Source organism: Methylobacterium sp. WL64, from assembly GCF_008039945.1.
In the GTDB taxonomy this organism is placed as follows: Bacteria; Pseudomonadota; Alphaproteobacteria; order Rhizobiales; family Beijerinckiaceae; genus Methylobacterium.
In genome coordinates, this window is record NZ_VRVA01000067.1 from 1 (window position 1) to 22095 (window position 22095).

25 protein-coding genes and 1 tRNA gene are annotated in these 22095 nt (G+C 69.3%); 16 read left to right on the plus strand and 10 right to left on the minus strand.

The annotated features are described in order from the left end of the window. The 5 genes from odhB to lpdA form a co-directional block, all read left to right on the plus strand. On the plus strand, positions 1-754 hold a 754-nt coding region (odhB, locus tag FV242_RS22240), incomplete at its 5' end, for a 2-oxoglutarate dehydrogenase complex dihydrolipoyllysine-residue succinyltransferase (protein ID WP_147909300.1). A gap of 86 nt (positions 755-840) precedes the next feature. After that, entirely contained in the window at positions 841-1062 is a 222-nt protein-coding gene (locus FV242_RS22245; RefSeq protein WP_281407090.1) for a DUF4160 domain-containing protein, read from the plus strand. Then, the gene (locus tag FV242_RS22250) at positions 1059-1373 is read left to right on the plus strand and encodes a DUF2442 domain-containing protein (RefSeq protein ID WP_147940445.1); all 315 of its coding nucleotides are present in this window, start codon (positions 1059-1061) and stop codon (positions 1371-1373) included. Before FV242_RS22245 ends, FV242_RS22250 begins: the two co-directional genes overlap by 4 nt. Beyond that, positions 1370-2131 carry an SDR family oxidoreductase gene (locus FV242_RS22255; protein WP_147940446.1) on the plus strand — a complete coding sequence of 254 codons (762 nt, stop codon included), beginning with the start codon at positions 1370-1372 and terminating at the stop codon, positions 2129-2131. Before FV242_RS22250 ends, FV242_RS22255 begins: the two co-directional genes overlap by 4 nt. Before the next feature lie 67 nt (positions 2132-2198). Then, complete coding sequence (gene lpdA / locus FV242_RS22260) at positions 2199-3599, plus strand: dihydrolipoyl dehydrogenase (RefSeq protein ID WP_147909296.1); 1401 nt, start codon at positions 2199-2201, stop codon at positions 3597-3599. Between the two features lie 25 nt (positions 3600-3624). Here the strand turns inward: lpdA and FV242_RS22265 are convergent, their stop codons facing one another. The 3 genes from FV242_RS22265 to FV242_RS22275 form a co-directional block, all read right to left on the minus strand. Continuing rightward, positions 3625-4488 carry a response regulator gene (locus tag FV242_RS22265; protein WP_246692373.1) on the minus strand — a complete coding sequence of 288 codons (864 nt, stop codon included), beginning with the start codon at positions 4486-4488 and terminating at the stop codon, positions 3625-3627. 146 nt (positions 4489-4634) lie between these two features. Beyond that, complete coding sequence (locus tag FV242_RS22270) at positions 4635-5603, minus strand: tyrosine recombinase XerC (protein ID WP_147940447.1); 969 nt, start codon at positions 5601-5603, stop codon at positions 4635-4637. A 57-nt stretch (positions 5604-5660) separates the two neighbouring features. After that, the gene (locus FV242_RS22275) at positions 5661-7199 is read right to left on the minus strand and encodes a PAS domain-containing protein (protein ID WP_187193649.1); all 1539 of its coding nucleotides are present in this window, start codon (positions 7197-7199) and stop codon (positions 5661-5663) included. A 180-nt stretch (positions 7200-7379) separates the two neighbouring features. On the opposite strand from FV242_RS22275, the gene FV242_RS22280 reads away from it, so the two are divergent. Further along, complete coding sequence (locus tag FV242_RS22280; RefSeq protein WP_147940449.1) at positions 7380-7700, plus strand: YnfA family protein; 321 nt, start codon at positions 7380-7382, stop codon at positions 7698-7700. 7 nt (positions 7701-7707) lie between these two features. Here the strand turns inward: FV242_RS22280 and FV242_RS22285 are convergent, their stop codons facing one another. Continuing rightward, entirely contained in the window at positions 7708-8280 is a 573-nt protein-coding gene (locus FV242_RS22285) for a peroxidase-related enzyme (RefSeq protein WP_147909292.1), read from the minus strand. Positions 8281-8432: 152 nt separating this feature from the next. Between FV242_RS22285 and ruvC the strand changes: the two genes are divergently transcribed. Continuing rightward, positions 8433-9056, plus strand: a complete 624-nt coding sequence (gene ruvC / locus FV242_RS22290) for a crossover junction endodeoxyribonuclease RuvC (protein WP_147940450.1) — start codon at positions 8433-8435, stop codon at positions 9054-9056. Positions 9057-9079: 23 nt separating this feature from the next. Here ruvC and FV242_RS22295 read toward each other — a convergent pair. Next, a tRNA-Tyr gene (locus FV242_RS22295) sits at positions 9080-9163 on the minus strand. A 416-nt stretch (positions 9164-9579) separates the two neighbouring features. Here FV242_RS22295 and FV242_RS22300 point away from each other — a divergent pair. From FV242_RS22300 to FV242_RS22310, 4 genes are all read left to right on the plus strand, one after another. Then, on the plus strand, positions 9580-11430 hold the full coding sequence (locus FV242_RS22300) for a DEAD/DEAH box helicase (protein ID WP_147909290.1): 1851 nt from the start codon (positions 9580-9582) through the stop codon (positions 11428-11430). Between the two features lie 27 nt (positions 11431-11457). Then, entirely contained in the window at positions 11458-11781 is a 324-nt protein-coding gene (locus FV242_RS22305) for a hypothetical protein (protein WP_147940451.1), read from the plus strand. A gap of 327 nt (positions 11782-12108) precedes the next feature. After that, on the plus strand, positions 12109-12261 hold the full coding sequence (locus FV242_RS34730; RefSeq protein ID WP_187278513.1) for a hypothetical protein: 153 nt from the start codon (positions 12109-12111) through the stop codon (positions 12259-12261). 100 nt (positions 12262-12361) lie between these two features. Next, positions 12362-12769 carry a DUF3597 domain-containing protein gene (locus tag FV242_RS22310; protein ID WP_147940452.1) on the plus strand — a complete coding sequence of 136 codons (408 nt, stop codon included), beginning with the start codon at positions 12362-12364 and terminating at the stop codon, positions 12767-12769. A gap of 48 nt (positions 12770-12817) precedes the next feature. Here FV242_RS22310 and FV242_RS22315 read toward each other — a convergent pair whose 3' ends face one another. Both FV242_RS22315 and FV242_RS22320 read right to left on the minus strand, forming a co-directional pair. After that, positions 12818-13906 (minus strand): polyamine ABC transporter substrate-binding protein, encoded by a 1089-nt coding sequence (locus FV242_RS22315; protein ID WP_147940464.1) that lies wholly within the window; start codon positions 13904-13906, stop codon positions 12818-12820. Between the two features lie 98 nt (positions 13907-14004). After that, positions 14005-14361, minus strand: a complete 357-nt coding sequence (locus FV242_RS22320; protein WP_147940453.1) for a RidA family protein — start codon at positions 14359-14361, stop codon at positions 14005-14007. Positions 14362-14541: 180 nt separating this feature from the next. On the opposite strand from FV242_RS22320, the gene FV242_RS22325 reads away from it, so the two are divergent. Further along, on the plus strand, positions 14542-14805 hold the full coding sequence (locus tag FV242_RS22325; RefSeq protein ID WP_147909286.1) for a GlsB/YeaQ/YmgE family stress response membrane protein: 264 nt from the start codon (positions 14542-14544) through the stop codon (positions 14803-14805). A gap of 79 nt (positions 14806-14884) precedes the next feature. Here the strand turns inward: FV242_RS22325 and FV242_RS22330 are convergent, their stop codons facing one another. The 3 genes from FV242_RS22330 to rpsO form a co-directional block, all read right to left on the minus strand. Beyond that, positions 14885-15106: a YgaP-like transmembrane domain gene (locus tag FV242_RS22330; protein WP_147909285.1), complete on the minus strand. Its 222-nt coding sequence runs from the start codon at positions 15104-15106 to the stop codon at positions 14885-14887. Positions 15107-15415: 309 nt separating this feature from the next. Further along, the gene (gene pnp, locus FV242_RS22335; protein WP_147940454.1) at positions 15416-17638 is read right to left on the minus strand and encodes a polyribonucleotide nucleotidyltransferase; all 2223 of its coding nucleotides are present in this window, start codon (positions 17636-17638) and stop codon (positions 15416-15418) included. 207 nt (positions 17639-17845) lie between these two features. Further along, positions 17846-18115, minus strand: a complete 270-nt coding sequence (gene rpsO, locus FV242_RS22340) for a 30S ribosomal protein S15 (protein ID WP_007560136.1) — start codon at positions 18113-18115, stop codon at positions 17846-17848. A gap of 355 nt (positions 18116-18470) precedes the next feature. Here rpsO and FV242_RS22345 point away from each other — a divergent pair, with 355 nt between their 5' ends. The 4 genes from FV242_RS22345 to FV242_RS22360 all read left to right on the plus strand — a co-directional run bounded on the left by FV242_RS22345 (position 18471) and on the right by FV242_RS22360 (position 22048). Then, the gene (locus FV242_RS22345) at positions 18471-20492 is read left to right on the plus strand and encodes a hypothetical protein (RefSeq protein ID WP_147940455.1); all 2022 of its coding nucleotides are present in this window, start codon (positions 18471-18473) and stop codon (positions 20490-20492) included. Further along, positions 20489-21109, plus strand: a complete 621-nt coding sequence (locus FV242_RS22350; RefSeq protein ID WP_147940456.1) for a hypothetical protein — start codon at positions 20489-20491, stop codon at positions 21107-21109. Before FV242_RS22345 ends, FV242_RS22350 begins: the two co-directional genes overlap by 4 nt. A 245-nt stretch (positions 21110-21354) precedes the next feature. Then, a complete protein-coding gene (locus FV242_RS22355) occupies positions 21355-21573 on the plus strand; it encodes a hypothetical protein (protein WP_147940457.1) in 219 nt (72 codons plus the stop codon). Positions 21574-21652: 79 nt separating this feature from the next. Further along, the gene (locus FV242_RS22360) at positions 21653-22048 is read left to right on the plus strand and encodes a hypothetical protein (protein ID WP_147940458.1); all 396 of its coding nucleotides are present in this window, start codon (positions 21653-21655) and stop codon (positions 22046-22048) included. Positions 22049-22095 lie beyond the last annotated feature (47 nt).

A 22095-nucleotide genomic window follows, 5' to 3' on the forward strand; every position in this document is an offset into this window, starting at 1 on the left:
CGCCAGGGAGGCCCGCCCGACCCCGCCGCGCGCGCCCTCGGCGCCGGACGATGCTGCGCGCGAGGAGCGCGTGCGCATGACGAAGCTGCGCCAGACCATCGCGCGCCGCCTCAAGGACGCGCAGGACACCGCTGCGATGCTGACGACGTTCAACGACGTCGACATGTCGGCCGTGATGGCGCTCCGCAGCCAATACAAAGACATCTTCGAGAAGAAGCACGGCACCAAGCTCGGCTTCATGGGCTTCTTCACCAAGGCGGTGATCGGCGCCCTCAAGGACGTGCCCGCGGTCAATGCCGAGATCGACGGGCAGGACCTCGTCTACAAGAACTACTACCACATCGGCATCGCGGTCGGTACCGATAAGGGCCTGGTCGTGCCGGTGGTGCGCAACGCCGACGACCTGTCTATCGCCGGCGTCGAGAAGACGATCGCCGGCTTCGGCAAGAAGGCCCGCGACGGCAAGCTGTCCATCGAGGACATGCAGGGCGGCACCTTCACGATCACCAACGGCGGCATCTACGGCTCGCTGATGTCGACCCCGATCCTCAACGCCCCGCAATCGGGCATCCTCGGCATGCACCGCATCGAGGAGCGCCCGGTGGTCCGTGCCGGCAAGATCGAGGCGCGGCCGATGATGTACCTCGCACTGTCATACGATCACCGGATCGTGGACGGTAAGGAGGCCGTGACCTTCCTGGTGCGGGTCAAGGAGGCGCTGGAGGATCCGGCCCGGCTCGTGCTGGACCTGTGATCCGGTTTGGCGGGGGAATGATCGTGGCCTCGATTGGAAAGTCTCGCTGATCGCGGCCGACGATCGCCATCGTCGAGGGCGTTCGGATCACGATCTGTCTCAACGATCATCTGCCGCCACATCTGCACGCATTCTTGTCCGGCCAGGAGGCGAAGCATTCGATCATCACGGGCGAAGTCCTCAGCGGGGCTTTGCCGCGTGCGAAGGGCAAGGACATCCGGGCGTGGCTGGATGCCAACCGCGAACAGGTTTCCTATGTCTGGCGAGAGATCCGGGCCGGTCGCTACAACGGGGGAATGATCGAATGACGTCGCATCGGATCGCCTCCGTGGAGCCTCTTCATTATCCGACTCTCCGCGTCACGTTCGATGACGGCATCGCGGGCATTCTGGACTTTTCGGACTCCATTACGACGGGCGCGATCTTCGCGCCGCTCGAGGACGAAGCCTTTTCCCGGACCGTCGCTGTCGGCGATCACGGACGGACCTTCGGCTGGAAACTCGACGCTGTCGGGCGCGAGATCGGTTTCTGCCCCGACACCGCACGGATCCGGATCGAGACCCAGATCGTCGAGGTTCTCGCGAGCCGCTACGAGTCGGCCCACGCGGCAGCCGCATGAGTGAGCCCATGAACAGACCCAACGTCGCCATCGTCACGGGCGGCAGCCGCGGCATCGGGCGGGCGGTATCGCTGCTGCTCGCCGAGCGCGGCTACGCGATATGCCTGAGTTACGTGTCGGACACGGCCGCGGCACAGGCGGTGGTGGATGCGATCACCGCCAAGGGCGGCAAGGCGCTGGCCGTGCGCAGCGATGTCGGCGTCGAGGCCGACGTGCTGGCGCTGTTCCAGGCCGCGGACGGGTTCGGCCGGCTCGCGGCGCTCGTGAACAACGCGGGCGTGGTCGATATGAAATCCGACGTGGCCGACATGAGCGCGGCCCGGCTCCAGCGCATGATGACCACCAACGTGGTCGGGAGCTTCCTGTGTGCCCGCGAGGCCGTGCGGCGCATGTCGACCAAGCGTGGCGGGGCAGGGGGCGCCATCGTCAACCTGTCCTCCGTCGCGGCCCGGCTCGGTGGCCCCGGCCAGTTCGTCGACTACGCCGCGTCGAAGGGCGCCATTGACTCGCTGACCACCGGGCTCGCCCGGGAGGTCGCCGGAGAGGGCATCCGCGTCAACGCGGTGGCGCCCGGCATCATCGCCACCGAGATCCATGCCAGCGGCGGCGAGCCCGACCGGGTCGAACGCCTCGGGCCCGCCGTCCCGATGGGCCGCGCCGGCACCGCCGAGGAGGTCGCCGCGCCGATCGCGTGGCTGCTCTCGGAGGAGGCCGCCTACACCACGAGTGCCATCCTCGACGTCGCCGGCGGCCGCTGAGCCGCCCCCGACACCTCTCTTCTCTTCGACCGCCCCAGGCGGCATGACCGACCGGAAGCGAACTCTCATGTCCTACGATCTCGTCGTCATCGGCACCGGCCCAGGCGGCTACGTCTGCGCGATCCGCGCGGCGCAGCTCGGCCTGCGGACCGCCGTGGTCGAGAAGCGGGCGACCCACGGCGGTACCTGCCTCAATGTCGGCTGCATCCCGTCGAAGGCGCTGCTGCACGCCTCCGAGGCGTTCGAGGAGGCGACCAAGCATTTCGCCGATCTTGGCATCGAGGTGAGCGGCGTGAAGCTCGATCTCAAGAAGATGATGAGCTTCAAGGCTGAGGGCGTCGCCGGCAATACCAAGGGCGTCGAGTTCCTGCTCAAGAAGAACAAGGTCGACACCTTCCACGGCACCGGCAGGATCGCGGGCGCCGGCCGGGTCGAGGTCGTGTCCGAGGATGGCGGCAACCAGATGCTCGAAACCAAGAGCATCGTCATCGCCACCGGATCCGACGTGACGCGCCTTCCGGGCGTAACCATCGACGAGACGGTCGTGGTCTCCTCCACGGGCGCCTTGGAGCTCGACCGGGTGCCGAAGAAGCTCCTGGTCATCGGCGCCGGGGTGATCGGCCTGGAACTGGGCTCGGTCTGGCGCCGGCTCGGCGCCGAAGTCACCGTGGTGGAATACCTCGACCGGGTGCTGCCCGGCATGGACGGCGAGGTCGGCAAGCAGTTCCAGCGGATCCTGACCAAGCAGGGCATCCAGTTCAAGCTGTCGACCAAGGTGACCGGCGTCGAGGTCGGCAAGAAGGGCGCCAGCGTCAGCGTGGAGCCGGCAGCGGGCGGTGCGACCGAGACCGTGCAGGCGGACGTTGTCCTCGTGGCGATCGGCCGGGTGCCCTACACCGAGGGTCTCGGGCTGGACACCGTGGGCGTGCAGCGCGACGACAAGGGCCGGATCCTCACGGATTCCCACTACGCCACCAACGTCACGGGCATCTACGCGATCGGCGACGTGATCGCGGGGCCGATGCTGGCCCACAAGGCGGAGGACGAGGGCGTCGCCATCGCCGAGATGCTGGCCGGCCAGTCAGGCCACGTCAATTACGGCGTTATCCCGAACGTGGTCTACACGTTCCCGGAGGTGGCCTCCGTCGGCAAGACCGAGGAGGAGCTGACCAAGGACGGCATCGCCTACAATGTCGGCAAATTCCCGTTCACGGCCAACGGCCGCGCCAAGGCGAACGGCACCACGGACGGGTTCGTCAAGGTGCTGGCCGACGCGCAGACCGACCGGGTTCTCGGCGTGCACATCGTGGGCGCGGATGCCGGCAACCTGATCGCCGAGGTCGCGGTGGCGATGGAGTTCGGCGCCTCGTCCGAGGATATCGCCCGCACCTGCCACGCGCATCCCACGCTGACCGAGGCGGTCAAGGAGGCAGCCCTGGCCGTGTCCAAGCGCGCCATCCACGTCTGACCGGTCCAGCCGATCCGGCGCGGGATCAGGCGATCTTGCGCCGGGCGTTCGGGAGGTCCGCGATCCGCAGGAGCGCGCTTGGGGCCGGCGGCGCCGTCAGGGCGTTCAGGAGATACGGCCGGCGCAAGCCCAGGGCGTTGTGCAGCGCCAGGTCGATGTCGCGGGCGTAGAACGGCATCCGCAGCACCGCATCGACCCCGAAGTAGCGCCCGGCCTGTGCGATCGGCTCCAGCTCCGACGTGGTCAGCAGGGTGATCCGTGTCGGCAGCCCGAGGGGCTGGATCTGACAGGCGAGTTCCATCCCTTCGATGCCACCGAGCTTCACGTCGAGGAACGCGAAATCGTAGGCACGGAGCTTGAGCTGGCTCAGGGCATGGTGGCCGCAATTGGTCTCTTCGAGTTCGATTGCGAAGCCGCTGCGGGCCACCACCCGGCTGATCGCGGTCCGCCCGGCGGGGGACGAGCAGGCCAGCAGCGCCCGGGTCGGGGTGCGGCGGCGGGCATCGGCATGCAGCAATGGCTCGATATGGCCCGGGTCGAGCGGCGTCTTCAGCACCTCGTAGGCGCCGAGGCTCTGGGCGATCTCCTGCCAGTGCGGCAGCACCCGGTTGGCGACCAGGACCAGGCAGGGCGGCTCGGCACCGGCCCGGCGTGCGACCGCGACCGCCTCGGGCCCGCTCAGGTCGGCGAGCTGGAGCCCCACGAAGGCGAGGCTCGGGCGTTTCTTCAGAAGGATGTCGCACAGCGCCTGACCCGACGTGGCCTCGTCGATCACGGCGCGGGAGTCGAAGCGTTCGACGATTGCCCGCAGGGCGGCGCGGCGTCCCGCATCGCAATCCGCGATTGCGACACGCGCCGGCGACCCCGCCTGATCAAGCTCCATGGCCATGCCCCGACACTCGCATCCCCCAATCCGGATCATGGATGCAGGTGATGACGAAGCCCTTAAAAAGCAGCCTAATAAGCTCAGTCTACGGATTATTCGAACGGACAACCCATAAGAATAGCAACTTGCACTATCACCGACAGTCTAGATCACCGGCCCGCCCGCGGATGCGCCGCCGTGTAGGCGCTCATCAGCCGGGCGGCGTCGACCTGGGTATAGAGCTGCGTGGTCGACAGGGAGGCGTGGCCGAGCAGTTCCTGGATCGCCCGCAACTCGCCCTGGCGGGCGAGCAGATGCGTCGCGAAGGAGTGGCGCAGGGCATGGGGCGTCGCACTTTCGGGCAGGCCGAGCGCCCCCCGGGCGCGGGCCACCGTGTACTGGATGATGCGCGGCGAGAGCGGCCCGCCGCGGGCCCCCACGAAGAGCGGCCCCTCCGGCGGCAGCGGCAGCGGGCAGGCGGCGACGTAGTCGGCCACCGCCCGCGCCACCACGGGCAGGATCGGCACCATGCGCTGCTTGCCGCCCTTGCCGAGCACCGTGACCTGATCGCTGCCTGGGAGCGGGGCGTCGCGCCGGGTGAGGCCGAGGGCCTCGGAGATGCGCAGGCCGGCGCCGTAGAGCAAGGCGAGGACGGCGGCGTCCCGGGCCAGCACCCACGGCGCGCGCTCCTCGCCGGCCCGGATGGCCGTGTCGGTGAGCGCCACCGCGGCGGCGACGGGCATCGGCCGGGGCAGCCGGCGCGGGACCTTGGGCGCACGCACGCCGCCGAGCGCCGAGACGCTGCCGTAGCCCTCGCGCTCCAGGAAGCGCCCGAACGAGCGCAAGCCCGCCAGCATCCGCATCAGCGAGCGTCCGGATACCTCGTCGGCCCGGCGGGCGGCCATGAAGGCGCGGATGTCGCGGACCTTCAGGGCCACCAGCATCGGAATGGTCGGGGTGCCGAAGCGCGAGGCCAGGTGGACCAGGAACTGGCGCAGGTCCCGGCTGTAGGCCTCGACGGTGTTGGGCGACATCCGCCGCTCCCGCGCCAGCCCGTCGGCCCAGGCATGGACCACCTCGCGCAGGCGCGCGTCGCCGGGAATCAGGATCAGGTCGTCTGCCGTGTCGCGCGCGCTCATCGCCTCACTCGACCGGTATTTTATTGTCGGGGACTTAACGCCGCGCAGGGCCGCGCCTCAGTTCAGAATTCCATCCTTGCCCTGGAAACCCGCCAGCGGCGCGGTGAGGACGCAGAGCAGACCGGTCTCCCGGTACTCCAAGGCGACGTCCCCGGCGACCGTGCCCGCGAAGGCGCGCTCGATCAGGCGGGTTCCGAACCCCTTGCGCGACGGCGCGGTCACCGGAGGCCCACCGGACTCGGCCCAGCTGAGCCGAAGGTGCGGATTGTCGTCCCGGGTCTCGATCTGCCAGGTGACGCCGACAGCGCCGGCTGCCGCCGAGAGGGCCCCGAACTTCGCCGCGTTGGTCGCCAGCTCGTGGATCATCAGCGCCAGGGCGAGGGCCGCCTTCGGCCCGATGTCGAGGGGCGGCCCCTCGATCCGCAGCCGGCCGGCGCGGGCGTTGTCGTGGAGCGCCAGCGCGCCGCGGATCACCGCCTCCATGCCGGCCCGCTCGGCATTGCCGGCGAGCAGGATATCGTGCGCCTTGCCGAGCGCCAGTAGGCGCTGCAGCAGGGCGTCGCGGGCCGACGCGACGTCGGGGGCGTCGCGCAGGGTCTGCGAGGCAATTGCCTGGACCATCGCCAGGGTGTTCTTCAGCCGATGGCTGAGTTCCTGGCTGAGCATCTCGCGGTGGGCGTCGGCCTCGGCCTGCTGGGTCGCATCCAGCATCACGCCGGTCATTCGGGTGGCCCTGCCCTCCGAGCCCCGGACGATGATCGCCCGGTTGAGGACGGTGGCATAGCTCCCGTCGGCCCGCCGGAAACGGTATCCCTCGCTCCAGCGCAGGGGTGCGCCGTCGATGGCCGCCTGGACGCTGCGGCGAACGCGGTCGCGATCCTCGGGATGGATGTGCGCGTACCACCAGTCGTTGCTGGGTTCGATCTCGCCCGGCTGAAATCCGTACAGCGCCGACAACCCGTCATCCCAGTGGATCCGGCCCGTCTGCGGGTTCCAGTCCCAGATCAGGTCCGTGGTCGCCCGCGACGAGAGGCGGTAACGCTCCTCGGAGACCGCCAGGGCGTCGCGGACCAGGCGCTCGGCCGCCAGCGCCGCCTCCCGTTCCCGGACCGCGCGGCGCAGTTCGAGCTGCGCCATCACCTGCCGCGCCAGGGCCCGCAGGGCGAAGGCCTGATCCGGCTTCAGCCCGTCCGGCCGAGGTTTCGTGTCGATCACACACAGGGTTCCGAGCGAGACGCCGTCATCGGTCCGCAGCACAGCCCCGGCATAGAACCGGATGAACGGCGTTTCCGTCACCAGCGTGTTCTCGCGGGTGCGCGGATCGGCCGTCAGGTCGGGGATCACCAGCAGCCCGTCCTCGGCGGTCAGCGCATGGGCGCAGACCGACTGGCTCAAGGGCGTCTCGCAGGATGGGAAGCCGCATTGAGCCTTGAACCATTGCCGGTCGGCCGCGACGAGGCTGACGAGGCCCACCGGCACCGCGCAGATCTGCGTCGCCAGCGTGACGATGTCGTCGAAGGCCGGCTCGCGCGGCGTATCGAGGATACCGTAGCTGTGGAGGACCTGGAGGCGGGCGGTCTCGATCGGGTCTGACATGGCCGGGGTGGTGGATCGGGCGGGGCCCGGGAAGCACGCGGAAGCGATCGGGACAGGTCTTAGCCGATCTTGCGCGCGTGAGCATCTTGCACTTCGGGGTAAGGTTTTCCGAGGATGCGGCGTCGCCCGGTTGTCCATCTCACCTCGCCCCTGGTCGATACCCATGCCAAGGCTCGTGCGATGACGCTCCTCGTCTATGCCGGCGCCGCCCTCGCGGAAATCGCTGGATGCTTCGCCTTCTGGGCCTGGCTCCGGCTCGGCCGCTCGGCCTGGTGGGCGATGCCGGGGACCGCCTCCCTGGTGGCGTTCGCCGGCCTGCTGACCCTGGTGGACAGCCCGGCGGCGGGGCGCGCCTTCGCGGCTTATGGCGGAGTCTACGTGGCCGCCTCGGTGCTGTGGTTGTGGCTCGCGGAAGGGCAGCGGCCGGACCGCTGGGACCTCGCCGGCAGCGCCGTCTGCCTCGCCGGCACGGCAATCATTTTGCTCGGGCGGCGGGGGTGAGGGCGCCTCATCGCCCCATCGTGTAGAACTCGTCGTTGGGCCGCAGATCCGTCACGCTGGCCAGCCGGTTCGACAGGGCGAACAATGCGGTGATCGCGGCGATGTCCCAGATGTCGTCGGGGCTGAAGCCGTGGCCCGCCAGCACGTCATGGTCCTCGGCCTCGACCGTGTGGGCCGCCTGGGCCACCTTGAGCGCGAAGGCCAGCATCGCGCGCTGGCGCGGGGTGATGTCGGCCTTGGCGTAGGCGACCGCGACCTGGTCGGCGAGCAGCGGGTTCTTGGCGCGGACCCGCAGGATCGCCCCGTGGGCGATCACGCAGTAGAGGCAGTTGTTGGCCGCGCTGGTGGCGACCACGATCATCTCGCGCTCGGCCTTGGTCAGGCCGCCGGGCTTGTCCATCAGCGCGTCGTGATAGGCCATGAAGGCGCGGAACTCGTCCGGGCGGTGCGCCAACGCCAGGAAGATGTTGGGCACGAAGCCCGCCTTCTCCTGCACCAGGGCGATGCGGGCGCGCAGATCCTCGGGCATCTCGGACAGCTTCGGCACCGGGAAGCGGCTGATCGGTGCTGACGCGCTCATGGTCGGGCTCCCTGAATCCCGGTCCCTTGGTGAAACCGGGCGTTCACGATACGTACGGCACGCTCGGGCCGATCGTCGAGGGCGGACGGCCGATAGGATGCGGCCGCCTTTCGGAACTCGACGATGGACGAGACAAAAAGCCCTGGAGCGTCATGAGCAGCATCGTCCGCATCCTGGGGATCGACCCGGGGCTCCGCCGCACCGGCTGGGGCCTGATCACCGCGCAGGGCAGCAAGCTGAGCTACGGCGATTGCGGGGTCGTCACCTCGGACGGCGACCTGCCGCTTGCGCTGCGCCTGCGCGAGCTGTTCGAAGGGATCGGGCGCATCGTGGCGGCGCAGACACCCGACGAGGTCGCCGTGGAGGAGACCTTCGTCAACAAGGACGCCCAGGCGACACTCAAGCTGGGCCATGCCCGGGCCATGGCGCTGGTGGTGCCGGCGCTCGCCGGCCTCCCAGTGTTCGAGTACGCCGCCAACCTGATCAAGAAGACCGTGGCGGGCTCCGGCCACGCCGAGAAGGTGCAGATCCAGGCGATGGTCCGCTTCCTGCTCCCGAAGGCCGAATTCCGTGTCGCCGACGCCGCCGACGCGCTGGCCATCGCGATCACTCATGCCAGCCACCGCGACGCGCACGCCCTGCGCAAGACGCACCTGCCGGAGGGCAAGCGGCGCAACCTCACCGGACAGGCGGCCGCTGGGCAAGGGCTGGCCGGAAAGGGATTCTCGGCCGCCGCCGCCGCGCGCATCGAGGCGGCCCTGGCGAAGCAGGTCTGATCGGGCAGGATCTTCAGAAAGCTTGGTGGGGGAAGTAGGACTCGAACCTACGAAGCTTACGCAGCGGATTTACAGTCCGCCCCCTTTGCCGCTCGGGACATTCCCCCAAGGCAGGTTTCTCACCCGCGGCGCCCTTATGGTGAGGGGCTGGCCGGGTGTCAACGCTTGTCGTGGCCGGATCCCGCCTCCCGGGCTGGGTTTACGACACTTCTGCGGGATTGAGGGGGCCGAACCGCTGCGCGGCGCATGCGGTGCTGGGTCCCGGATCAGGTTCCGCTCCGCTCCACATGCCGGGAAAGCGGCGGTGCGGGATGAAACGCCGCTTTCCCGGGCGCATGCAGCGCCCGCGGAATGCGGCCCGGAATTCAACATGGGATGCCCCGCACAGCGGCTCAATCTGAAAGAACCTGCGCCAGCGACCTCAGCGCCCGGGAAGAAAACGCGAACGTTCCGCGTCCCGAGGGATTCACAAAGGAATCCGGATCGGCCACGGTGCGCCGATGTCGCCCTGCTTCGCCGGCCCTTGACCCGTCCCGCCCCGTCCCTGCGGTCGCACCAGCGTACGTTGATGGCCCTCGTCGCGGCCATGGCGAGCGGGCAGGCGGGGCATGTCCAGAAGATCCTGGCGGCGGTGACGCCTGGCGGCGGCAAGTCGCTGCTCCCGGTGATTGCGGCGCATACGCTGATCGCCGCGGGCCGGGTGGACCGCGTGGTCTGGGTGGTGCCGCGGGACTCCCTGCGCCTCCAGGCCGAGGAGGCCTTCGCCGATCCGCTCTGGCGGGCGACGTTCGGGCATGCGCTCAGCGTGCGCGCGGCCGACAACGAGCGCGATCCCGCCCGGGGCCTGGCCGGCTACGTCACCACCTATCAGGCGGTGGCGGCTGCCCCGGCGCTGCACCTCGCGGAGGCGCGGGCCCACCGCACCCTGCTGGTGGTCGACGAGGTCCACCACCTGCCGGTCCCGGGACGTCCCGGCGCGGAGGAATCCTCCACCGAAGAGGCCGAGGCCGGGGCGTGGTCCCGGGCGATGCTGCCCGTGATGGAGGCGGCCGAGATCGGCCTGTTCCTGTCCGGCACCCTGGAGCGGGCGGACGGGCGGCGCATCCTCGGCCTGCCCTACCGGCCGTCCGCCCTCGGTCGCGGGCCGGAACTGGAGCTGGAAGCGCCGGGGCTCGCGGTGATCGGCTACTCGCGTTCGCAGGCGCTGGCCGAGCGGGCGGTGCTCCCGGTCACCTTCGGGGCGATCGACGGCGAGGCGAGCTGGCTCGAAGGCGGCCGCATCGCGGGCGACAGCCCCCGGGTCGGGCCGCACCGGCTGGGCGCCGGCTCGGTGCGGGTCACCACCCGGCCGGCCCTGTTCACGGCCCTGCGAACCGGCTTCGCCCGGGATCTCCTCAGCGAATCCTTCTTCGCCACCAAGCGCCTGCGCGCTCGGCGCCGGCTCGAACGCGACCTGCCGGCCGGCGAGATGGCACGGGGACTCGGCAAGCTCCTGGTGGTCGCCCCGGACCAGGCCAGCGCGCGCGCCTACCTGACGACCTTGCGGAGCTGGATGCCGGCCGGGCAGGGCGAGCGCGACGTCCGCCTGGCAACGTCGGGGCAGGGCGATGCCCACGCGGCCCTGGCGGCGTTCCGCCTGACCGCGGAGCCGGCCGTGCTGGTCACCGTGGCGATGGCCTACGAGGGGCTCGACGCCCCCGAGGTCGCCGTGGTGGCAGCCCTGACCCATATCCGCTCCCGGCCCTGGCTCGAGCAGATGCTGGCCCGGGCAACCCGGGTCGATCCGCATGCGGGACCCTACGAGTCCCAGCAGGCGCTGATCTTCCACCCGGACGACCCGCTCTTCGCCCGGTTCCGCCTGGAGCTGGAGACCGAGCAGGGCAGCAGCGTACGGCCCAAGCGCGAGCGGCCGGCCACCGCGCTCGTGCCGGAGCGGACCCCGTGGCGGGACGAGGATCCCGGGGGGATCACGCCGCTGGAGAGCAATGCGATCGGGCTGCGCTACGCTCTGCTGCGCCCGCGCCTCGCCGAACCCGCCCCGGTGGCGCCGGCGCCCGAGCCGCCGTCGGTCACGGAGCGGACCCTGCGCCAGCGGCTGGCCGTCGCGGTGGCGAGCCAAGCCGTGGAAGACGAGGCGTCGCTGCGCGTTCCCCGCGGCAGCAACCTCGCGCATCGCTATAACGCGGTGCTGAAACGCGTGCTCGGCAAGGGTCGCGCGACCATGACCCTGCCCGAACTTGAGGCCGCGCTCGCCTGGCTTGAACGCAACCGGCTTTCGGACCATCTCGACCGCCTCGACGGCGATACCCGCTACGCGTGGTCCGCCCGCCAGCGCCGCAGCCGCTGGCTGCCGGAGCGCGCCGCTGGACGCTGACCCGTCGCGGATGGGGAGGAGTGCCCGATGACCGAGACCCTGCCGGCCGCCTTCGCGGCGACGCTGACCAAGCCCGAGCCGCCTTCCGCCTGGCCGGCGCCGCGCGCCGCCCTCTGGTGGCTCGCCAAGGATGGCACCGAGACCGCCGACGCTGCCTGGGCACGGGCGCATGCCCTCGTCCAGGACGCCTCCGGGCCGGACGCCGCCTGGGTCCACGCCCATCTCCACCGGATCGAGGGCGATGCCGGCAATGCGCGCTACTGGTACGACCGCGCCGGCCGCCCGGTGCCGCGCGGCACGCTCGCCGAGGAACGCGCGGAGCTCGCCGCCGCCCTGTCGGGCGCGGATTGAGCGTCGAACTCACGGTCGTCGTGGGGCAGGGGAGGGTTCCGGTCCTCAGCCGGTCGGCCAACCCTGCTGATGTCTGCTGCCGACCCTATCGGGGAACCAAGACCGAATATCCGACCGACATATCCTTCAAATGCGATGTGACAGGATTGATTTTCCGACCGATATTCAAATCGAGAGCGTCAGAGGTTCTACATCGACCGAGTCTGCTCAGATCGAACCCTGTGCATTTCCCGTTGACTACGTGGTCTTCGGTACCGCACAGCGCCCAGATCTGACTAAGGCTGGACCCGTCGAGTTCGGACCACGAGGAACGTGCCGGTTATCGTAATGAGCCTGGGGTGCTTAGTCTGCAGTGTGGGTCTGGCGGGTCTTTCGCTGCGCGACCCGGCGCGCGCCGTCGTCCTCGAACGCTGGAGCGGCATCTTCCTGGTGCTCGGGCTGACCCTGCTGGGGATCGCGCTGCACGGCGCCCGCGGCTAGTCTCGGCACCGCGCAAACCGATTCTCGGAACGCCTGGGCCGACAACCGGTTGACAGCCCGCCCGGCGCACAGGTCGGGCCTCGATTATCGGAGCGGACCTATGAGCCTCCTCGGCAGCATCGTCGGCAAGATCCTCCATCCGTTCGGCGGCGGTTCCGCGGACGCCGCGCCCGCGTCCACGTCGGGCTCCGCGAGCGGCTCGACCGGCTCGGGCACGGCTTCGGCCCCCGGCAGCGCGGGCGGCGGCGAGCCCGTGGACGTGGAGGCGGTGCTCACCGGCCTCGCCGAGAAGAACGGGCAGAAGCTCGACTGGCGCCACTCGATCGTGGACCTGATGAAGCTGCTCGGCCTCGAGTCGAGCCTGACCGAGCGGAAGCAGCTCGCCGACGAGCTGCACTACACCGGCGACAAGGACGACTCGGCTTCGATGAACATCTGGCTGCACAAGCAGGTGATGAAGAAGCTCGCCGAGAACGGCGGCAAGGTTCCGGAAGACCTGAAGAACTAAAACCGAGACCTGAAGGCCCGGCGCATCGAGCGGCGCCGGGCCTTTCTTTCAGCGCCCGGTGCGGACCCTGGTCCAGAGCCGGGTGACGTAGCGCTGAGTCCGGTCGTCCCAGGCCGTGTTGATCGACAGGCGCTGCATCGTCGCCTCGTCCGGGTAGATGCCGGGGTTGCTCAGGATCTCCGGTTTCACGAACTTCTTCGCCGCGAGGTTGCCGCTGGCATAGGCCACAAAGTTCGTGTTGGCCGCCGCCACCTCGGGCCGTAGCATGTAGTCGATGAAGGCCAGGGCCTCGGCCGGGTGGGCGGCATCCTTCGGAATCGCGAAGGTGTCGAACCACATCAGCGCGCCCTCCTTGGGCACCACATACGCGATCTCGATACCGTTCTTGGCCTCCTCGGCCCGGCGCTTGGCCTGCAGCACGTCGCCCGAATAGCCGACCGCCACACAGATATCGCCGTTGGCGAGCGCCTGGATGTATTCCGATGCGTGGAACTTCCGCACGGTGCCTCGGACCTTGTAGAGCGCGTCGGTGACCAGGGTCAGGTCGTCCAAGCGCTTGGAATCGGCCTTCGCGCCGAAGACCGGCAGCATGCTGGGGATCAGATCCTCGGGACTGTCGAGCATCATGATCCCGCAATCCTTGAGCTTGTTCGCGGATGTGGGATTGAGGACGACGGTCCAGGAGTTCAGCGCCGCGTTGACACCCAATCGCTCGCGCACGGCGGCGACGTTGTAGCCGATGCCGGTGGTGCCCCACATGTAGTCGACCGCGTAGGTGTTGCCGGGGTCGTAGACGGCCAGCCGGCCCGCGATCTCGGGCCAGAGATTGCCGAGATTCTTTAGCTTCGCCTTGTCGAGGGGCAGGAAGGCGCCGGCCCGGATCAGCCGCTGGAGATAGGGGCCCGACGGCACCACGATGTCATATCCGGAGCGGCCGGCCAGCAGCTTGGTCTCCAAGATCTCGTTGTTGTCGTAGGTGTCGTAGACGACCTTGATCCCGGTCTCCCGGGTGAAGGCGTCGAGCACCTTCGGGTCGATGTAGTCCGACCAGTTGTAGATGTTGACGACCCGCTCGTCCGCGGCCCGCACGGGCGCGGCCGGGCCGAGGACGAGGAGGGCGGCGAGCAGCGCTGCCATCCCGGTCCGCAAGCCGCTCTCCGAGCGCGCAGCCGCCCAGCGTCGGGCCGGGACGAGGCGCCGGAGCGATCGTCCGACCCGGCCCGTCCCGGCCGCGATCACGCCAGCCTCGCCGCGACGACCACGATCTCGACCAGATATTGAGGATCGCACAGCCGCGCCTCGACGGTGGCACGCGCCGGCGGCTGATCCTTGGACACCCAGGCATCCCAGGCGGCGTTCATCTCAGCGAAATGGCCGATGTCGGCGAGGTAGATCGTTGCCGTGAGGATGTGATCCTTGTCGCTGCCGGCGGCCGCGAGCAGGCGGTCGATCTGGTCCAGGATATTCTGGGTCTGGGCGGTGACCCCGGTGCCGACCGGGTCCGATGCAACCTGGCCGGCAAGGTAGATGGTGTTGCCGTGGATGGCGCCCTGCGACATCCGCGAGCCCGGTTCGATCCGTTCGATGCTCATTCAAGTCTCCAGCCGGCGAAACGCCGGTATCTGCCGCGGCTCCGGGCCGGTCGTAAAGGGCCGCGCGCCGACGCGCCGCGGGAACCGGCGGAAAATTCTCCCTTCGTGTGCAGTTGCGAGCAACCGGTGCCGACCGACGTGCGTTCACACGGCATCGCTTGTCACGCCTTGGGGTTCGTCATGGGTATTCTCTGGACCATCATCATCGGGTTCCTCGCTGGAATCATCGCGAAGTTCCTCATGCCCGGACCGAACGAGCCGTCGGGCTTCATCCTCACCACCATCCTGGGCATCGTCGGCGCCTTCGTGGCGACCTTCCTGGGCCAGGCTATCGGCTGGTACGGACCGAACCAGGGAGCGGGCTTCATCGGAGCCATCGTGGGCGCCGTCGTGGTGCTGTTCATCTACGGCATGATCGCCGGCCGCCGCCGCACGACCATCTGACCGATTCCGGCACGTCGGAAAACGAAGGGGCGCCCCGCGGGGCGCCCCTTTTTTGTGGCCGGTCGATCCGGTCGGACCCTCAGAGGTGATCGGCGGCCGCCTTGACGGCGCAGTGGCCGGTGGCGCCGCGCACTGCCAGGCCGACGCCGACGACCAGCGCCAGCAGGCTGAGGATCTTGTTCGGCCGGGGCTGCGCGGCCGCCGCGGCGATCCCCAGACCGAGCGCGACCGACACGGCCCGCTCGGTGGTGGACAGGTTCGGCTGCCCACTGAAGATGTCGTTGATCATATCGTTGGCCATGAAACGCTTCCCGTTGTGAGATCGCGGTGCGAACGCGGGCGCGGAGCCAGCGTTCCGTCCGCGCCGCACGATGGACCGCTGCATATCGCGCACGGCGATCAGTCGTCGCAGCTGAACGCGGCCGGCAATCCCGGCCCCGGGACGGCGGCGGTGCCGGCTGCGCGTCGGCCGTGACGCGGTGCGGTCAGAAATCGGCCTCACCGCGGCAGACATGCGTCGTCACGCATGAAAAAGGCGCGGCCCCGGGGGACCGCGCCTCGCGCATAGTACCCGTGCGGGCCAAAGCCCGCACGGGAATGTCTCAAGCGATTACTCGCCGGCGGGTTCGCGGCGACGCTCGCCACGGTGGCGGCCGCCGTTATCCTCGCGCCGGGGCTCGCCGTCCCGGTCGCTGCGGCTGGAATCGCGCTCGGACTTCACCTTCTCGGTAATGTCCTCGCCGGTCTGCTGATCGACGACGCGCATGGACAGGCGGATCTTTCCGCGGTCGTCCTGACCGAGGAACTTCACCTTGACCTTGTCGCCTTCCTTGACGACGTCCGTCACCTTGGCGACCCGCTGGGCGGCGAGCTCCGAGATGTGGACGAGGCCGTCCTTGGCGCCGAAGAAGTTCACGAAGGCACCGAACTCCATGCACTTCACGATCGTGCCGTCGTAGATCATGCCGTTCTCGGGCTCGGCGACGATCGAGCGGATCCAGTTATAGGCCGCCTTGATCGCCTTGCCGTCGGCCGAGGCGATCTTCACGATGCCGGTGTCCTCGATGTTGATCTTGGCGCCGGTCTTCTCGACGATCTCGCGGATTACCTTGCCGCCGGTGCCGATCACGTCGCGGATCTTGTCGGTCGGGATCTGCATCGTCTCGATGCGCGGGGCGTATTCGCCCAGCTCCGGCCGGGCGTCGGTGAGGGCCTTGGCCATCTCCTGCAGGATGTGGGCGCGCCCGTCCTTCGCCTGGTCGAGGGCGACCCGCATGATCTCCTCGGTGATGCCGGCGATCTTGATGTCCATCTGGAGCGAGGTCACGCCCTCGTCCGTGCCGGCCACCTTGAAGTCCATGTCGCCGAGGTGATCCTCGTCGCCCAGGATGTCGGACAGGACCGCGAAGCGCTCACCCTCGAGGATGAGGCCCATGGCGATGCCGGCCACCGGGCGGCGCAGGGGTACGCCGGCATCCATCAGCGACAGCGAGCCGCCGCAGACCGAGGCCATCGAGGACGAGCCGTTGGACTCGGTGATCTCGGACACGACGCGGATCGTATACGGGAACTCGTGGGCCGGCGGCAGGACCGGCCGGATCGCCCGCCACGCCAGCTTGCCGTGGCCGATCTCGCGACGGCCCGGGGAGCCCATGCGGCCGGTCTCGCCCACCGAATAGGGAGGGAAGTTGTAGTGGAGCAGGAAGCGCTCCTTGTAGGTGCCGTCCAGCGAGTCGATGAACTGCTCGTCCTCGCCGGTGCCCAGCGTGGCGACCACGAGGGCCTGTGTCTCGCCGCGGGTGAACAGCGACGAGCCGTGGGCGCGGGGCAGCACGCCGACCTCGGAGACGATCGGGCGGACCGTCTTCAGGTCGCGGCCGTCGATGCGCGAGCCGGTGTCGAGCACGTTCCAGCGCACGACCTTCGACTGCGCCTCCTTGAAGGCGGCCTTGACCTTCTCGGCCGGGAACTTCTCGGCACCCTCGGCGCAGAGGGCGGCCATCACCGTCGCCTTCACGGCGTCGACGGCGGCGTAGCGCTCCTGCTTGACGGTCTTGGTGTAGGCGGCGCGCAACTCGGTCTCGCAGACCTCGAGGACGGCCTTCTCGACGTCGGCGTTCTCGGGGGCCTTGAAGTCGCGCGGCTCCTTGGCGGCCTTCTCGGCCAGGCGGATGATCGCCTCGATGACCGGCTGGAAGTGCTTGTGGCCGAACATCACGGCGCCGAGCATCACGTCCTCGGACAGCTCCTTGGCCTCCGACTCGACCATCAGGACGGCGTCCTGGGTGCCGGCGACGACGAGGTCGAGGCTCGACTCCTCCTTGGTCTCGGTGACCAGCGGGTTCAGCCGGTAGCCGCCGTTGATGTAGCCGACGCGGGCGGCGCCGATCGGGCCCATGAACGGCACGCCCGACAGGGTCAGGGCGGCGGAGGCGGCGACCATCGACACGATGTCGGGATCGTTCTCGAGGTCGTGGGTCAGGACCGTGATGACGACCTGGGTGTCGTTGCGCCAGCCGTTGATGAACAGCGGGCGGATCGGGCGGTCGATCAGGCGGGAGACCAGGGTCTCCTTCTCGGAGGGACGGCCCTCGCGCTTGAAGTAGCCGCCCGGGATCCGGCCGGCGGCGTAGGCGCGCTCCTGGTAGTTCACGGTGAGCGGGAGGAAGTCGATGCCGGGCTTCGGCTCCTTGGTGGCGACCACGGTGGCGAGCACTGAGGTCTCGCCGTAGGTGGCGATCACGGCGCCGTCAGCCTGCCGGGCAACCTTGCCGGTCTCCAGGACGAGCTTGCGGTCGCCCCACATCAGCTCTTCACGTTGAACGTCGAACATTCTTGTCTCTTCCTTACCTTCGGCGGGCCCGGCCCGGCGCCGTCGGGGGCAAGACGGCGAGACACTTCGTCCAATGAAGTGTCTCGCGATCCTGCCCCGACGCTGGCGCCTCGAAGCGGCCCGTTTTCAAGCGGCCGGACCCATTCCGGCAGCCCGAGATTGTGAAACGCGGCCCCGAGCCGGGCTCGGAACCGCGCGTGGTCGGTCTTAGCGGCGGATGCCGAGGCGCTCGATGAGGGCGCGGTAGCGGGCCTCGTCCTTGCGCTTGACGTAGTCGAGCAGCGAGCGGCGCTGCGAGACCATCTTCAGCAGGCCCCGGCGGGAGTGGTTGTCCTTGCCGTGGGTCTTGAAGTGGCCGGTCAGGTTGGTGATCCGCTCGGTGAGGATCGCGACCTGGACCTCGGGGGACCCGGTGTCCTTGGCGTCCTTGCGGTGTTCCTTGATGAGCGCGGTCTTGCGCTCTGCCGTGATCGACATCGCATACCTTTCGGGTTGTGCAGGTCAGATGCGGCGCCCCGATCGGGGCGCTCGAGCTCGGCGTTCGGCCGGTGCCGGGATGTCGTCCAGCACGGTCACAGCGCCAAGCGGCTCAAGCCCCGCCCGGTAACCCGGGCCGAGGCTGCGCGATCCATACACGAAACCACCGGATAAACCAGCCCCGGGCCCGGGCGGTCCGCCGAGGGAAGGTTTAACACCGGCGTGCTAGAGCATCGTCCCGAAAGGTTGCCGCCGGCTTTCGGACAAAGATGATGCAGGATCAGACACTTACGTCTTCATTCCGGCTGCCGGGACGACGCTGGGGCGGGAAGGCCCGACGCAGAGCGGCCCGCCGATGAACGCCAGTCTCACGGACGCGTGCGGGATCCTGGCGGCGACGCTGCTCGGTGTCCCCCTGCTGCTGCTGCCGGGCTACGCGCTGGGCGCTCTGACCGGGATCCTCGGCTTCCGCGCCCTCTCGCCCGGCGATCGGCTCCTGTGCGCGGCTCTGCTGGGCATCGGCCTGCTGCCGGTTCTCGACAGCCTGCTGGTCCAGGCCGCCGGCATCCCGGCCGCCGCGCTGGCCAACCTCGCGCTGGGGCTGGCCGGGCTGGTGCCGGCGATCCGCGCGCTGCGGGGCCGGATCGATCTCTCCGCCGCGGCGTGCGGCCTGGCGCTCGCCGGGCTCTGGCTCGGGATCGTCGGTTACGCGCTGATCGACATCGATACCGGCACGGGCCTGTACCAGCCCGTCACCGTCATCGACCTCGTGAAGCACGCGAGCCTGACCCGCGCGATCGTGCAGGACGGCCTGCCGCCGGTCGATCCGTTCTTCGCCCGGCCCGAGCGCGCCGGCTACTATTACTTCTTCTACACGCTGTGCGCCCTGATCGACCGGGCCGGCGGAACGTTCGTGGACGGGCGCACCGCCTTCGCGGGGCTCGCGTTCTGGACCGGGGTCGGGCTGCTCGGCCTGTTGGACCGGTTGCTCGCCGCCACCGGCCTGGTGCGGGAGGCCTCCCCGCGCCTCGTACGCCGTGCGACCCTCCTGCTGCTGCCGGCGGCCGGGCTCGACATCCTGCTGGTCCTCCGCGACCGGATCGCCACCGGGCTCTGGATCCCGATGCCGGAATGGCTGAACGACCAGGTCCTGAATTGGCCGAGCTCCCTGGTCTGGGTCCCGCACCACGTCGCCGCCACCCTTGCGGCCTGGCTCGGGCTTCTGATCCTCGCGGAGGCGGCGGACGGCACCCGGCGCGCACCGGGCGTCGCGGTCGCGGTGGCGGGCATCGCCTTCGCGGCCTGCGCGGGCCTGTCGGTCTGGGTGTGCCTGGGCGCGGTCGCGGCGGCCGGAACCTGGCTGACGCTGCTCGCGCTCGAGCGCCGCTGGCGCGATGCCGGACGGCTGGTCGCGGCCGGGCTCGTCGCCGCACTCCTCGCAGCACCCTACCTGTCCGGGCTCGTTGCGAGCCGGCATGAGGCCGGGCAAGCGATCGTCCTGGCGGTCCGGAGCTTCGGCCCCCTGGAGGGATTCGCGGACGGGCCGCTCCTGAGCCTGCTCCGCCTGATCCTGCTGCCGGTCAACTACTACCTGGCCTTCGGCGTCTTCGCCGCCGGCGCGTTCCTGTTCTGGCGTGTCGTCCCCCGGCGCGCTGCGCATGCGCGCGAGGCGGGACGCCTGCTCACCATCGTGGCGGCGTCATCCCTGCTGATCGGCGGCTTCCTGCGCTCGGCGATCCTCTACAACGACCTGGGCTGGCGCGTGGTGTTGCTGGCGCAGGTCGCCGCCCTGGCCTGGACCGTCGCGGCGCTGGCGCGGGGCGCCGGCACGCGGCTCCGGCTGCCCGGCCTGCTCGCGGCGCTGCTCCTGCTCGGCTATGCGACGACGCTCTACGGCTTCGCCGGGATGCGGGCCTACCGCATCTCCGGCCATCCGAGCTTCGCGTTCCTCAACGCACGCCCCGACATCGATCGTGCCCTGCGGATGGCCTATGAATGGGCCGGCACGCATCTGCCGCGGAGTCTCGTGCTTCAGCACGCGGCCGCCGAACCGCGCGTGTTCGACTTCGGTCTCTACGGACGCCAGCCGGTCGCGGTGGCCGACCGGGAGGCGCGGCTGTTCGGGGCCTCCCCCGAAGCGGTCGCGGCGCGGCTCACGCAGGTCGGGCCGATCTTCTCCGAGACCCTCGGGGCAGACGACGTCCGGCGCCGGGCCGCCGCCGCCGGCATCGGCGCACTCATCGTCACCGCCCGAGACGCCCCCTGGACGGCCCCTGATTCCTGGGTCTGGCGGAGCCGGCCGCTCTACGCGTCGCCGTTGGTCCGGATCCTGTCCGTTCAGGATCTCAGCCAGGACCCAAGCGGGGCAGCGCGATGACCCGACCCGCCCCCGCGCGTCTGGGTGGCGCGCTGCGCTGGCTCGCGGCCCAAGGGGCGCTGCATGCCGGAGCAATCCTCATCGGGTTCGGCTGCTTCGTGCTGCTGTTCCGGACAGACCTCGCATCCAACGTGACGATCCTGTTCTATCGCGGCCTGATCCTGCTGCTGGTGGCTTTCGCGGTCACGGCCGGCGCGATGACGACGCTTGCCGGCCTCGGCCGTCCCTGGGGCCTGCATCGCAGGGATGCTCTGGGAGCCTGCGTGCTATCGCTCGCCCTGAACATCAGCGTGTTCGTGATTCTTCCGGTGACGATCGACCGCTCGATCAGCGTCTTCCTGCTCGGCCAGATGGCGGCCCGTCCCGAGGAGAGGTTCAGCGCCGCGCGCGCGCGCGCCTTGTTCGAATCGGTCTATCTCGGGGAGTACCGGCAGATCGAGCGGCGCCTGGCGGAACAGACCGCCTCTGGCAACGTCGCGCCGTCCGGGGACGGCTACGTGATCACCCCGCAGGGCCGCGCCTTCATCAAATTCTCGGCCTCCGTGGCCCGACTCTTCCGAACCGATCCGCGGATGGTCGAGGTACAGCCGCCGGCCTCGGACAAGGCAACGCCATGAACACGACGCCGGCATCAAGAAGCAGAAAGATTTAATGTGCCTAAGAATTCGACCTTTTGCATATTTTATAGTTCATTTCCGTATAAAGATCTATTCGATACTTGAAAACGATCAAATTACAAAAAGTTAAATTGAAAAAATTGCGTGATCGATCAAAGATTTTATTGAGTTATAATAGGGGTTGATTTTCATTGGTGCTTTGCACTCGTGATCTCAAGTGGGATCCGCTGCACCAAGCAGAACGCGTGATCCTCGCCAGGTCGGCGGAATCCTCGACCCCGGCGCCGTCGAGTCTGGCGGCCGGCACCGCGGCCACGAAGGCGGACCGGTCCCTGTCGGTGGCGGCCTGCGCGGGGGATGCTGCCTTCGAGGTCCAGCGGGCCTCTGCGGCCGCCGCGGAGCCGGGTTCGTCGATCGTCGAGCTCGGCCGGCAGGTGGGCGCGTCGGCGACGTGGCGGCGCTGATCTCTAACATCGCGGGCCAGACCAAACTGCTGACTCAAAGCGCCAGGGTCGAAGCGGCACGGGCCGGGGCTTCGCGGTTTTGACCGCCGAGGTCCAGGAACGCGACCAGCAGACGGCCCGGGTGACGCAGGCGATCGCCACGCAGGTCCACCGCATCCAGACCTCGACCGGGCAGGCCATCACGGCCGTGGACGGCATCACCGTACGGATGCGCGACATGAGCGGCGTCGCCCCGGCGATTACCACAGTGGTCGAGGAGCAGGGCGTGGCAACCCGGGACATCCTAAGGACCGTCTCGGAGGCCGTCATTGGCACCGGCGCGATCACCGCCACCCTGACCGTCGTCACCGGAGACGTGCAGGTCACGGGCTCAGAGGCCGGCCCCGTGCTCGCCTCGGTCACGGACCTGCCGCAGGTTTTCACGAGCCTGCGCGCCGAAGCCGGCGGCGTCCTGAACGCCGTACGTGCGGCTTGACGTCGCGGCTCGGATCTTGCTCACCGGGTTCCCATCCGACACAGCTG